Genomic DNA, 13282 nt, shown 5'->3' on the forward strand with positions numbered 1-13282 from the left:
CCCGCACCGAAAGACAATGCTCACACATCAGCTGCGATTAATCGCGTATGCGCTCGTTTTAAAAGTTCGCTGGAGGCGCCCGCTACTCCTTTGCCAGCCAGCAGCCTGTGGAGTCAATTACTACTCCTCATTGGTATCGGCATTTTTGGCGCGGCGGCAATCGGTCGTCGCGAAGCATCCTAAACCTTACACGCTGAAACAAGAGCCTTGTTGCGCAAGGCTCTACGGATTCCTGCTCTTCTCCAAGTGCTGACACAATAACTGCGCGCCATCGAGTATGCGCAGCGTGTGGCGCTGGATAATATCCGGCGGGACAAAAAATAGGTTTTGTTCGCTCACCGCTTGCAGCGCCGGATAGGCGAGCCACTCGTCCAGCCACTCGGGGCGCTCCTCGCCCATGCCGCTGGCCACTATGGCATCCGGGTCGCGCGCCAACACCGATTCTATGTTGATCTTGGGCGCCAGGGCCGGCGCATCGGCAAAAATATTGCGCCCGCCGCACAGGCGAATGACGTCGCTGACCAGGTGCTCGCCGTTTAGGGTTTGCAGCGGATCATTCCACACCTGGTAGAACACGCTCACCGGTGGCGCTTGCTCGTAGTTAGCCCTCAATCGGGCCAGTCGATCCAGCCATTGGTCCACCCGCTGGTTGGCCCGAGCCGAGGTGCCGGCCAGCGCACCGAGCGTGCGTATTGCGCCAGCGATGTCCTCCATGCTACGCAGCTCATCCACGTACACGGTCAGGCCCAGACGCTCCAGCTGCCGGGCGGCTTCCTCGCCATTGCCCGAGGCCCAGCCGAGCACCAGATCGGGCTTGAGCGCCAATATGGCCTCGTAATTGACCAGCTTGTAACTACCCACCTGGGGCAACTGCGCCGCTTCGGGCGGGTAATCACTGTAACTGACCGCCGCCACCAATGTATCGCCGGCGCCGGCGGAGTAGACGTTTTCCACAATGTGAGGCGCCAGAGCGACAATGCGCTCGGCCGGTTGTTGCAGGCGGATCACTTTGCCTCGGGCGTCAGTGACCTCGATAGGCGCCGCCTGGGCAATGACACTCAGGCACACACCGAGCATTACCCACATGGCTGGTGTCAGTTTTAATCGCATAATACCTCCGTTAATCGTCGACCTTTATCCTCTGGCAGCCCCAGGCGCAACCAGGCAGGTTCAGTGTTAGCCGCGCTGTAGCACCAGCGCGAGAAAATGCCCCCGTGGCCAAGCTTGGTAAACAGTGCCTGCAGATACGGCCTGTCGCCCTGCAAAGTGACAAACAAACCACTGTTAGCGCACTCAACCGACTCAGGCACACAGTTCGCGAGTAACTGCGATAGCGCCTGCGCCGCCTCACTGATGCGCTGGCGCTGCGAGATCTGCCAGTGGCGATCCGCCAGTGCCCGCTCACCCACCCAGAGCGCCGGTGTGTTCACCGCCCAGGGGTCCATACCCGAGTGCAGCTTCGCCACCGCACTTCCCGAGCCCAGTAAAAAGCCCAAGCGCACACCCGCCAGCCCAAAAAACTTACCCACCGAGCGCAGCACATAAAGCCGCGGATTGCTTGACACCGCCGCTGCTACCGAAAGCGACGGCCAGAGATCGGCAAAGGCTTCATCCACCAGCAAAATGCCGGGCAGAGATTGGCTTAGCGCCAGCAGCTCCCGCGCCGCAACACGCTCACCGGTGGGGTTGTTGGGGTTGATCACCACCGCGTGGCAAACGCGTCCTGCCTCCGCCGCCTCTCTGAGCTCGGCTAAGCCGCGATAAAAAATCGGCGTGTGACCGCCTGCCAGCCAGTGACGCGCGTGCTCCTCGTAGCCCGGCCGCGGCAAGGCGACGCTTGCCGACTCAAGCAACGCCGGCAGGCGCGCCAGCGCAAACTGACTGCCCGGCACCGGCAGAATATGCGCAGGGTCAGCGCCATAATAGGCAGCGGCGCTGCGAATCAATCCGCTCTGATCGACCGGCAGTTGCCGCCACACCTGCGCCGGGACCTCGCCCACCGGATAGGCCCAGGGGCTGATGCCCGTGGACAAATCCTGCCAGCCACCAGTCGGTGTGCCGAAACGACGGGTGGCGTAAGCCAAGTCGCCGCCATGGGCCGGATGCTCGCCGCTGTGCGTCACAGGGAAAAGCCCTCAAGCGCCAGTGCCGCCAGGCTTAACATCAGCACTACCAGTAACACCGCGCGACGCGCCAAACGCCTGGCCAGTGTGATGTCCGCCGCCTGGGGTTCGCGCCCGGCGGTGGCCGGCTTGTCCTGCCACACGCCGTGATAGGAGGCGCCGCCACCGAGAGCAAGGCCCAGAGCGCCAGCACCGGCGGCGATCACCACCCCGGCGTTGGGGCTGCTCCAGTGCCGGGCCGAGGCGCGCCACTGCCGTGTGGCCGCGCCGGCATCGCCCGCCGCCGCAAAAGCCAGGGCGCACAAGCGCGCCGGCAAGAGATTTAATAAATCGTCCAGGCGCGCCGCGGCCCAGCCAAAGTAGCGGTAGCGCTGGGTGCGATAGCCCCACATGGCATCCAGGGTGTTGCTCAACCGGTACACCAGGACACCGGGCAAGCCGGCAATGACAAACCAGAACAGTGGGCCGACCACCGCATCGGAGGTGTTTTCCAGCAGCGACTCTATGGCCGCGCGGGCGGTGTCGGACTCACTGAGGTTGTCGCAATCGCGACTGACAATCCGCGCCACGACCTCGCGCGCCGCCGGCAGCCGTTCCGCTTGCAGGGCCTGGGCGATGGGCACCGCATGTGCATTGAGCGAGTGCCAACCCAGGGCAAAATAAAGCCCCAGCGCGCCGGTGAGCAGCGCCGCCAAGGGGTGATCGGCCAGCAGCCACCACCAGAGCATGGCGCTTGCCAGCAGCACCGGTAAGAGCAGCAGGCTCAGGGCCAGCGCCCCCCACCATAAAGCCTTGCCGCTGCCGCGATTCAGCCTCGCCTCCACCTGGCCGGCCAAACGGCCAAACCCCACCAGCGGGTGCCAGCGCCGCGGCTCGCCCAACCAGCTATCCAGAGCAAAGCCGAACCACAGGGCCGCGGCTAGGAGCACAGCGCCACCAATAAAACGAGCACCAGTACTTCGGACAGCTCCACCAGTGCCCCAAGGCAGTCACCGGTGTAACCCCCGATTTGCCCCAACCATAGGCGCCACCAAAACCAGATGAGCAGAGCCAGCGCTGCAAACACCACCGCAGCGGCCACAACGCCAAGACTGACGGCCACCAGGGCGCTGCAGATCAGTGCCACCAGCCAGAGCGCCTGCACGCTGGCCGACGCATTCGCTGGCACCGAGCCGCCGCCTCGGGCGTAATCACCGAGGGCCATAAATGGCAGTATGGCGGTGCGGCCAAGCACCGGGGCCACCACCAGGGCGAGAAGCCAGTGACCGGTTTGCCAAAGGCTCGCCAGAGCTGCGACCTTCACCAACAGCACCAGCACCAGAGACACCAACGCTACCGCGCCGCAGGCCGGGTCGTGCATGACCTCTAAAATCCGGTTGCGTCTCTCGGTCTCATCCGCGAGCTTGTGGCCGGCGTAGTAAGCGTCCATACAATCGGCAAGGCCATCGAGATGCAGCGCCCCGGTGAGCATCACCCACAGCGTCAGTGTCAGGGCCGCCGCCAGCAGCGGACCCAGCCCGGCAAACACACTGCCGGCCAGCGCCAACAATATCCCCATCACCAAACCCACCATTGGGTAGCAATAGACAGCCCGCGCCGCAATCTGGGCATCGGCGCCGTGGACATAGCGACCCACCGGCAGGCGGGTGAGAAACATCAGCGCGTAGAAAAACGCCTCGCGCCACCGCCCGATACTATGGCTGGTAAACATACTCAGACTCTTGTGGGTAGAGAACTCGGAGGTTATCGCCGTCGGTCTGCACAGAGGCGGCGAAACCGTAACCTACGGTAAGCTGCATCATGCCCGCTGGCGGCATCTGCCTGGCCATGGACAGGAGCAGCTTGATCACGCCGCCGTGGGTTATCCAGAGGATTCTATCTGCTCCGGGGATTGCCGCCGACTGCGCCAGCGCGGTTAACACCCGCGCGCGAAAGTCATGGAAAGGCTCGCCGCCGGGCGGGCCGGTTTTGTCGGGTGCCCTTGACCAGGCCAGACACAGCGCCTGTTGCTCACGCCAGACAGCCTCCACGCTCTGCCCCTCCCACTGGCCGTAACCCACTTCTTTGATGGCCGGCTCAATCTCAACGGGCACGCCCGTCTGCGCGGCCAAGGTCTCGGCAAAAGAGCGGCAGCGGACCAGTGGCGAGCTGACAATCCGCTGCCAGGGCCCTGCCAGTTGCGCCACCCCCTCGCGCATCTGCGCTCGGCCGGTAGCGGTTAACGCCACATCGATGTGACCGCGAAATATCCGCCCGCCCTCACACTCGCCATGTCGGAGCACATCAATCTGCATCGCTCACCCCCGCCTCGGTAAAGGTGGCCATGCCGTTGTGCAGTGCCAGCGCATCGCGCACAAGCCCCGCCGCCATGGCCGCACCACTGCCCTCCCCCAAACGCATACCCAGCACCAACAAAGGCTCAGCGCCCAGCTGCTCCAGCGCCAGGCGGTGACCTGCCTCGTCGGATAAGTGCGAATAAATCAACCAGGGGGATATCTCAGGCTGAATCGCCAGGGCCATGGCGGCCGCAGCTGTACTGATAAACCCGTCCACCAGCACGGGCACGCCCTGCTGGGCGCAGGCTATGTAGGCCCCCACCAGCGCGGCAATTTCAAAGCCGCCAAGCGCCTGCAACAGTGCCAGCGGCTGGCCTCGTTTAGCGCGGTGCAATTCAAGGGCCCGCTCGATCACATGGAGTTTTGTAGCCAGGGCCCGATCATCAATACCCGTGCCGCGCCCGGTGATTGCCGCCGCCGGAAGATCAAACAACGCCGCTAGGAGCGCGGCGGCGGCCGTGGTATTGCCGATACCCATCTCGCCGCCAATAAACACATCCGCGGGACCAATTTGCGCGCGCCCGGTGTTTAAGGCCAGCGCCAGTTGCGTGCGACTCATGGCCGGTGCCTGGGTAAAGTCGAGCGTCGCCGGCGCGATGGGTTGGTTTATCAGTATGGGGTGTTCGTTGATCTCGCCGACACAACCGAGATTGACCACTTTAAAGTCGGCGTTCAGTGATTGCGACAGAACACAAATGGCGGCGCCGCCTCGACAAAAGTTGGCGACCATCTGCGCCGTGACCGTTTGCGGAAATGCCGAAATCCCCTGAGCGGCGACACCGTGATCGGCGGCAAACACGCGCACAATAATCCGCTCAAGACGCGGGACAGAACTACGCTGCAAGCCGGCAAAGCGCACGGCCAGTTGTTCGAGCTGGCCGAGTGAACCGGGCGGCTTGGTAAGGTGGCGTTGACGTTCCAGCGCGCTGTGTTCCGACAGCGGATCGGGCGCTTTGACCGCGTCCGACAACCATTGCACACTCATGTAGGCGACCCTTTTAACGACAGAGGTAAACCGGCCACCACCAGGGTGACGCTGTGGCAGCGATCGGCCAGTGCCTGATGCAGCCAACCACTGGCATCGACAAACTCGCGCGACAACTCACCCAGTGGCACCACCCCTGAGCCGACCTCATTGCTGACGAATACCCACTGGCAGGGCTCAGCGGCGGCGAGGCGCCGGTCGATCTCGCTCAGCAGCCGGTCGCGCTCGCGCTCCCAACAACCGGCGTGCAGACAATTGCTGATCCAGAGGGTCAAGCAATCCACCAGCACCCAGGTATCCGCTGCGCTGAGTTGCGCCAGTGTTGATGCCAATGCCAGAGGCTCTTCGCAGCTGCGCCACACGGCCGAGCGCTCGCGTTGATGTTGCTCAATACGCGCACGCATTTCACTGTCGCCGGCCTCGGCCGTTGCCAGATACACGGGCCTGGCGCCGCGCTCACGGCACAACGCTTCAACGCGCTCCTGCGCCAAACGACTTTTACCACTGCGGGCACCGCCTAAAATCAGTTGCATTAGCACCCCACAATCACCGGCTTGCCCGTTTGCGGGTGCGGCACTATCGACACCTGCGTAGCAAACACGTCGTTGATTAATGATTCGGTGAGCACCGCCTCGGGCCGGCCGCTCGCCAGACACCGGCCATAGTTGAGCACCACCACCGTATCGCTGTAGTGGGCGGCGAGGGTCATGTCGTGCACGGTCATCAGCACCGCCACGCCGGTTGCGGCAAACGTTTTAATCGCGCGCATTAACTGATGCTGATGACCAATATCCAAACTGGTGACCGGCTCGTCCAACAGCAGTAGCCGGCCATCGGCATCTTCGGCGCGCCAGATCTGCGCCAGCACACGGGCCAGCTGCAAGCGCTGTTGCTCCCCACCGGAGAGTGTGGGATAGAGCCGCTCGGACAGGTGCGCAACATCCATAGCTTCCATGGCCTCGCGGCAGATACGCCTGTCCATTGCTGCGCCGGTGCTGTGCGGGCCGCGGGCCAGCGACACCACCTCAAAACCGGTAAAGGAAAAATCCAGCGCGTTGTGCTGGGTCAACACCGCCATTTGTCGGGCACGCCGGCGCGGCTCAATGCTTGCGACCACCTGCCCGGCGAGTTCCACCATACCGCAGTGCGGTTGCAGATCGTTGGCAATGGCGCGCAGCAAGGTAGTTTTTCCTGCGCCGTTGGGGCCAATCACAGACACTACTTGACCGCGACCCACGTTCAGGCTCACATTGTTGAGCAAGCTCGTGCCGGCCAGCGCAACGCCTACACCGGTTACCTCGAGCAAACTCATCGAATCAGCTCCCGGTGGCGCGCGAGTAGAAACACAAAAAACGGTGCACCGATCAGCGCGGTGACCAGACCCACCGGCAACTCGGTAGGCGCCATGATCGTGCGGGCAAAGGTGTCAGCGAGCAGTAATAAACTGGCGCCGCCGAGTGCGGACAAAGGCACGAGCGCGCGATGATCCGGGCCCACACACAGGCGAATCATATGGGGGACCACCAGACCGACAAATCCGATGCTGCCAGCCACCGCTACAGAGACGCCCACACCCAGTGCCACGAGAACGATCAACAGATTTTTCAAACGCTCGACATCCACCCCCAAGTGCCGTGCCTGGGACTCGCCCAATAGCAAGGTGTTGAGCCCGCGGGACACGCGCATCATGCTGATTAACAATAAAGCCAGAACCGCAAGCATCACCACCGCGCGAGCACCCGTGGCGCCATCGAGCCCGCCCATGCGCCACAGGCTCATGCGCCGCAAACTCTCGTTGTCGGCAAAATAATCCATTAGCCCGGTGAGACTGGCCGCCAGTGCGGTCACGGCAATCCCCATCAAGAGCATGGTGGCCACTGAGGTGCCATTAATGCCGGTGGCGACGCGATACACCAGCCACACGGCGACCAGCCCGCCCGCAAAGGCACCGAGAGAGACCAAAGATAAATCGCCCACTGCCCCCAGTACCCCGCCACCAAGAACAATGGCCGCACTGGCACCGACAGAGGCGCCCGCCGTCACGCCGATCAGGGAGGGGTCGGCCAGGGGGTTGCGAAACATCCCCTGCAAATAGGCGCCGCACACAGCGAGCACGGCGCCGACACCGGCAGCGAGCAACGCGCGCGGCAGGCGGATTGCACGCACGATATCGCCGCTAAACCCATCCAAGGGAGTACCGATAAGCGCGGCCAAGATATCGCCAAAGGCAATGGGTACCGCGCCCAAGGCAATGGCAGTGACCAGGCTGGCCAGCAGACACAGCGACAGTGCGGCGGCGGTAATAACCCGGGGCCGCAGGCGGCGCAGCGACGCTGTCATGTCGCCCCAAGAGAGTCGAGCCAGCGGGCATCGAGGTGTTCTTGTACCGTGTCGGCCAGTCTTTCGAGCTGGGCCTCGCGGTGCTCTGCCAGATCAAAAGCCGCAAGCGCCTGTGGCTCGCTGCCGGCCCAGATCAACAGCTGCTCGAGCGCGGCGGCCTCATCAAACAAGCCGTGAACATAGGTCGCGAGGATTTGACCATCGCCACTTAAGACCCCATCCCCGCGTTGTTCGCCCTGAGCATCGATCATAAAAGCGGCCGAGGCCAGGTCCGGCCCGCGAGACACGCCGCAGTGAATCTCGTAACCGGCAAAAGGCACCTCGGCGTCGTTGAGCCTGAGCAGGCCTTTGACATTTTTTAGCGTTTTTTCCGCATGCAGCTCGGTGGTGAAATCGCAATAGCCAAACCCCGGTGTCTTGCCCGCGGTGCCTTCAATGGCCAGCGGGTCGGCCACGCTTTTGCCCAGCATTTGCAGGCCGCCGCAAATCCCCAACAGCTTGCCGCCGTAGCGTAAATGGCGATTGAGTTTTTCTTGCCAGCCATTGGCAAGCATGTGCTCAAGGTCGCCGCGCACATTTTTGCTGCCCGGCAAAATCACCAAATCGCAAGGCGGTAAAGGGTCACTGGCCGCAACAAACTGCAAATCCACCTGTGGATGGAGCCGCAGCGGGTCGACATCCGTGTGATTACTGATGCGCGGCAACACCGGCACCACCACCGTCAAACACGTATCGCCCGTGCGCTGTCCGGTGGCAATGGCGTCTTCGGCGTCCAGATGCAAATCGTGCAGGTAGGGCAACACGCCCAGCACCGGCAAACCAGTTCGCGCTTCCAGCCAGTCCAGGCCCGATTGCAACAGCGCCAGATCGCCGCGAAAGCGATTGATGACAAAACCTGCTACCCGCGCCCGCTCGCTCGGCGCGAGCAACTCCAGCGTGCCGACTAAGTGCGCGAAGACGCCGCCGCGATCGATATCGGCGATAAGAATCACCGGGCAGTCCACCGCCTCGGCAAAACCCATGTTGGCAATGTCGTTGTCGCGCAGGTTGATTTCCGCCGGACTGCCGGCGCCTTCGACGAGCACGCAATCGTACTGGCGCTGTAACCGGGCGAAAGCGTCCAGTACCGCCTGTTTGGCCGTGGCTTTGTAAGAGTGATAATCCAGCGCCTGCATAGTGCCAATGGCTCTGCCGTGAATAATCACCTGAGCGCCGGTATCGGAGGAAGGCTTGAGGAGCACCGGATTCATATCCGTGTGGGGCTCCAGACCGCAGGCCATTGCCTGGAGCGCCTGAGCGCGGCCTATCTCCCCACCATTGGCGGTGACCGCGCTGTTCAGCGCCATATTCTGTGGTTTAAACGGTGCCACTTTTACGCCCCGGCGCTTCAACAACCGCGCGAGCGCCGCGACCAGGGTGCTTTTACCCGCATCGGAGGTCGTGCCCTGAACCATCACGCTTTTCACTGGCGCACCTAAAAATCCACGCCTTTGCGGGCTTTTATGCCCGACTTGAACGCGTGCTTGATGTCTTTGACTTCAGAGACAGTGTCCACCACTTCCTGCAGCGCGCTGCCACCACCGCGGCCGGTGACCACAACACTCTGTTCGAACGGACGGTTTTTTATCGCCTGCAGAACCTTGCCTTCATCCAGATATTTGTAGGCAATCATATAGGTGATCTCGTCGAGCACCACCAAGTCATAGCGGTCATCCGCTAACAGTTTTTCCGCCACTGCCCAGGTTTTTTCCGCCTCGCGAATGTCGCCGGTGCGATCCTGTGTATTCCAGGTAAAGCCCGTACCCATTTGGTACAGGGTGACCTGCGGACAGTGATTTTTTAAATACAGTTCTTCACCGGATAACTGCTCGCCCTTGATAAACTGGACCACGCCCACGGTGTGGTCGTAGCCCAGCGCGCGCATCACCATGCCGAAGGCAGAGCTGGACTTGCCCTTGCCATTGCCCGTTAACAGCACCGCAACGCCGCGCTCGGTATCGGCGGCTTCAATGCGCGCGTCCACTTTGGCTTTTTGCTTTTCCATTGCCTTTTTGTGGCGCTCGTTCTTGCTCTGCTCGTCGGTCATGGTATTACCTGTGATGTGAGAGTATGTTGGCTGTTAAAATGTGACCTCGACACCGGCATAACCGGCAGCACCCGCGGTGCGATAATAGGGCACTTCCTGGTAATCTTCGTCGGTGATGTTTTCACCGCGAAGGTAGACCGTCAACGCCGGGCTCAGCGCATAGCGAATGTTGGCGTCCAGCACCTGATAATCGCCAATAGCCTTGTCCGTTCGGCTGCGCGCGCCATCGGCGGTACGCAGATTCACCGAGGCTTGCAAGTCGCTGACCGGGATAAACGTCAGTCCCAGATTCGCCATATTCTCAGGCTGACGCACACGTACAGCGCCCTCGGCAGTTTGGGCATCGGTATAGGTGTAATTGGCGTTGACCACTAGCCAGTCGGCCACCGGCACATCGACTATCAACTCCACACCCTCAGAGGTGCTCTCGCCGCTGCTTTGCACGTAGCCACCGTCCCACTCGATCTCGCGCTCAATGCTCTGGTCAAAAACCACCAGTTCCAGGTGCAAACCGGAATGTGCATAGAACTCGACCCCGGCGTCCCACCCCTGACTCTCTTCGGGTTCCAACGGCGCCAGATCGGGATTGTTTTGCTGGCGATTGTAGTCGATTTCAAACAAGCTGGGCGCGCGGAACCCCGTGCCGTAGCTGGTTTTGAATTTCAGCGAGCCACCGGTGACATCAAGCACATAGGCGCCACTGACCCGGTAGGTGTCAAAATCGCCAAAGTCATCGCTGTCGTCATGGCGCACACCGGCAGTGACATACAGCCCCTCGCCGTAGTGGCCTTGATATTCGGCGTAGGCGCCCCACTGATCGCGGCTCAGCTCAAGCACCGTGTCTTCGCGTTGCTCCAGGCCATAGGCAAGAGTATGCACCTCATTGAATTTTGCGCTGCCCAGCCACTCGAGCTTTTCAATCTCGCCTTCGGTATCGTAAGAGACCGTACCGGCGGCGTAATTTTTCCGCGCCACATCTGTGTTGGAGTACGCCAGTTCGTTGCTGAAACGCTCGGTGGTGTAAGCCGCGCTGACACGGGCGTTGGTTTGCTCAAAATCGCCGATGCAGTCATTGGTCTGCACAGCGCCCCAGCACTGATCAAACTCGTTAGTGGCCTCAGTATCGCGCACGACCGCCTCAAGGCGTAAAGCGTCAGTCACATTCCAACCCACACGACCGTGCAAGGTGGTGTTTTCGTAGCCGTCATTATCTTGCTCTAACTCGGTATCCGTATGGGAATTAAAACCATCCGTCTCGGCGTAAGAGGCACCGAGAAAATAATCCAACACATCGCTGCCGCCACCCACGCTGGCGTTGTAGCGCTGGCTGTCGAAGCTGCCGCCCTCGGCGGCGAGTTTGACCTGCGGATCACCGCTGGCGCTGATGGTGGAAATGTTCAAAACGCCGCCAGCATCGGCGCCGTACATCAAGCCCTGGGGGCCGCGCAGCAGCTCTACCCGGCCCACATCGGCGCTCATAATATGCTGTAATTGAGCGCTTGCCTGGGTACCCGTGGGATCGGTAACGTCTACGCCATCGACTCGCACCATGGTGCGATAGCCCGACTCACCGCGCACGCGAATGGAAGTGGGCTTGCCCATACCGCCGGTATTGGTCACCGACACCGAGGGCATGGAGCGCAGCACATCGGCCAGAGCGGTAAAGCCGCGGGCCTTGATCTGCACCTCATCCATAACCGCTACGGAGGTAGCGACTTGACGCATGGCCTCAGGTTGGCGCGAGCTGACCACCACTATGGTTTCCAGGCTCGGCAAGAGGTCTTTTTGCGGATTATCGGTTTGCGCCATAGCGGGCGTGGCAGCGACTACGGCTGCAGCAAGAAGTGTTTTTTTCACGGTTCAACCCCTAAGAAATCAATGCTTGGGATCGAGGGAGGAATAGCAATGCGGCGCGTGGGCGCGAAAAGTCGTATTGCCAGATGGTAGCCCTCCGCTCCATCACGGTTCGGATGCAAGGCCGGTATCGGGCTGACAGCCGTTGGGGCTGATCACCGTTGCGGGGGCAGCGCCGGATTTCCGGACTTCCCGTTTAACCTACTCAGCACTGGCTTAGCCAGGCAGCAGGCACCTCGTATCGTGGCGCGCAATGTAAGGCGTGACAGGCAATTTGTCAATTTGACCGGAAAGGGTTCACGGCAGCGACCGGGAGGTTTGGTCTTAGCTGATAGGGTTTTGCTTTGCCTGACAGCCCTCCCCTTTTCCTGGTCTGTTCAAAAAGTGTAAAACCCATTGCACTCGCCGGCTCCTCTTGCTGCAATAAAGCCACATCCATTCGGGAGACGTCGTATGAGCACATTGAACACATCACGCCGGCAACTGATCAAACGTGCAGGCCTGGGCGCCGCCTTGCTGAGTACCGGAGCCGGGCAACGACTTTGGGCCAGCACCCCCAAACGCAAGCTGGGTGTGGCCCTGGTGGGTCTTGGCTACTACAGCCGCGATTTACTGGCACCCGCGCTGCAGCTCACTGAGTACTGCGAGCTCACTGGTATTGTCACCGGTAGCCCCGAAAAAATCCCGGTATGGCAGCAAAAGTACGGCATCAAGGACGCCAACGTCTACCACTACGGCAACATGCACACCATAGCCAATAACCCCGACATCGATATTATTTACATCGTTGTGCCCACCGGTCTGCACATGAAATACTCGGTCATTGCCGCCAACGCCGGTAAACATGTCTGGTGTGAAAAGCCCATGGCCATGAACGTGCAGGAGTGCCAGAACATTATCGACGCCTGCCAGAAAAACAAGGTCAAGCTCTCCATCGGCTACCGTATGCAACATGAGCCCAACACCCAGACGGTCATGCAGTACGCCAGCAGCCGTCCCTACGGTGCTATACACCGGGTAGACACCATTGCTGCCTACGCCGGCAATGGTGCACCCGCCGACAACTGGCGCATGCAGGCTCACATGGGTGGTGGCGCTCTCTACGACATGGGCGTTTACGCCATCAATGGCGCGCGCTACGCCACCGGCCTTGAGCCCCTTGCCATTACCGCCAAACGCGATTTCAGCCACCCCAGATTTACCGAAGTGGACAATACCACCAGCTTCACCCTGGAGTTTCCCGAAGGTATCGTCGCCAGCTGCAAGACCTCGGTGGTCGAATCCGGCAACCATTTAAAAGTGGACGCTGAGAATGGCTGGTATAAGCTCGACCCCATGTCGGAATACAATGGAGTGAGCGGCGTTACCAGCGACGGCAAAAAGCTGGACAAGTTTTTGGCCAATCAGCAGGCCAAGCAGATGGATGACGACGCTTTGGCGATTCTCAATAACACGCCGGTGTTGGTACCGGGCGAAGAAGGCATGCGCGATATTGCGATTGTGCGCGCAGCCATTGAATCGTCAGAAAAAGACAAACGCATTGAGCTGTAGCGTTCAA

At 61.1% G+C, this 13282-nt stretch carries 13 protein-coding genes and 1 riboswitch; of the genes, 1 reads left to right on the forward strand and 12 read right to left on the reverse strand.

Annotated elements, in window-relative coordinates:
* Window positions 1-222 precede the first annotated feature (222 nt).
* From QWI16_RS06410 to QWI16_RS06465, 12 genes are read right to left on the reverse strand one after another with little or no spacing between them, the layout of a single operon-like run.
* Window positions 223-1110: a cobalamin-binding protein gene (locus QWI16_RS06410; RefSeq protein WP_302711958.1), complete on the reverse strand. Its 888-nt coding sequence runs from the start codon at window positions 1108-1110 to the stop codon at window positions 223-225.
* Window positions 1101-2123, reverse strand: coding sequence for a threonine-phosphate decarboxylase CobD (gene cobD, locus QWI16_RS06415; RefSeq protein WP_302711959.1), 1023 nt, complete (start codon window positions 2121-2123; stop codon window positions 1101-1103). Before cobD ends, QWI16_RS06410 begins: the two co-directional genes overlap by 10 nt.
* Complete coding sequence (cbiB, locus tag QWI16_RS06420) at window positions 2120-3052, reverse strand: adenosylcobinamide-phosphate synthase CbiB (RefSeq protein WP_302711960.1); 933 nt, start codon at window positions 3050-3052, stop codon at window positions 2120-2122. The genes cobD and cbiB overlap by 4 nt, the downstream gene beginning before the upstream one ends.
* Window positions 3043-3834, reverse strand: a complete 792-nt coding sequence (locus QWI16_RS06425) for an adenosylcobinamide-GDP ribazoletransferase (RefSeq protein ID WP_302711961.1) — start codon at window positions 3832-3834, stop codon at window positions 3043-3045. The genes cbiB and QWI16_RS06425 overlap by 10 nt, the downstream gene beginning before the upstream one ends.
* A complete protein-coding gene (locus QWI16_RS06430) occupies window positions 3818-4417 on the reverse strand; it encodes a histidine phosphatase family protein (RefSeq protein WP_302711962.1) in 600 nt (199 codons plus the stop codon). Before QWI16_RS06430 ends, QWI16_RS06425 begins: the two co-directional genes overlap by 17 nt.
* Entirely contained in the window at window positions 4407-5444 is a 1038-nt protein-coding gene (gene cobT / locus QWI16_RS06435; RefSeq protein WP_302711963.1) for a nicotinate-nucleotide--dimethylbenzimidazole phosphoribosyltransferase, read from the reverse strand. The genes QWI16_RS06430 and cobT overlap by 11 nt, the downstream gene beginning before the upstream one ends.
* Entirely contained in the window at window positions 5441-5977 is a 537-nt protein-coding gene (gene cobU, locus QWI16_RS06440; RefSeq protein WP_302711964.1) for a bifunctional adenosylcobinamide kinase/adenosylcobinamide-phosphate guanylyltransferase, read from the reverse strand. Before cobU ends, cobT begins: the two co-directional genes overlap by 4 nt.
* On the reverse strand, window positions 5977-6756 hold the full coding sequence (locus QWI16_RS06445) for a heme ABC transporter ATP-binding protein (RefSeq protein WP_302711965.1): 780 nt from the start codon (window positions 6754-6756) through the stop codon (window positions 5977-5979). Before QWI16_RS06445 ends, cobU begins: the two co-directional genes overlap by 1 nt.
* Window positions 6753-7784 carry a FecCD family ABC transporter permease gene (locus QWI16_RS06450; protein WP_302711966.1) on the reverse strand — a complete coding sequence of 344 codons (1032 nt, stop codon included), beginning with the start codon at window positions 7782-7784 and terminating at the stop codon, window positions 6753-6755. Before QWI16_RS06450 ends, QWI16_RS06445 begins: the two co-directional genes overlap by 4 nt.
* The gene (locus QWI16_RS06455) at window positions 7781-9250 is read right to left on the reverse strand and encodes a cobyric acid synthase (RefSeq protein WP_368045284.1); all 1470 of its coding nucleotides are present in this window, start codon (window positions 9248-9250) and stop codon (window positions 7781-7783) included. Before QWI16_RS06455 ends, QWI16_RS06450 begins: the two co-directional genes overlap by 4 nt.
* Before the next feature lie 8 nt (window positions 9251-9258).
* A complete protein-coding gene (gene cobO / locus QWI16_RS06460) occupies window positions 9259-9870 on the reverse strand; it encodes a cob(I)yrinic acid a,c-diamide adenosyltransferase (RefSeq protein ID WP_302711967.1) in 612 nt (203 codons plus the stop codon).
* Window positions 9871-9903: 33 nt separating this feature from the next.
* Window positions 9904-11727, reverse strand: coding sequence for a TonB-dependent receptor plug domain-containing protein (locus tag QWI16_RS06465; RefSeq protein ID WP_302711968.1), 1824 nt, complete (start codon window positions 11725-11727; stop codon window positions 9904-9906).
* Between the two features lie 102 nt (window positions 11728-11829).
* Window positions 11830-11978, reverse strand: a riboswitch (cobalamin riboswitch).
* Window positions 11979-12177: 199 nt separating this feature from the next.
* On the opposite strand from QWI16_RS06465, the gene QWI16_RS06470 reads away from it, so the two are divergent.
* Window positions 12178-13275 (forward strand): Gfo/Idh/MocA family protein, encoded by a 1098-nt coding sequence (locus tag QWI16_RS06470; RefSeq protein ID WP_302711969.1) that lies wholly within the window; start codon window positions 12178-12180, stop codon window positions 13273-13275.
* Window positions 13276-13282: the final 7 nt, after the last annotated feature.

Origin of the sequence: Gilvimarinus algae, from assembly GCF_030518215.1 — a bacterium.
Classification (GTDB): domain Bacteria; phylum Pseudomonadota; class Gammaproteobacteria; order Pseudomonadales; family Cellvibrionaceae; genus Gilvimarinus; species Gilvimarinus algae.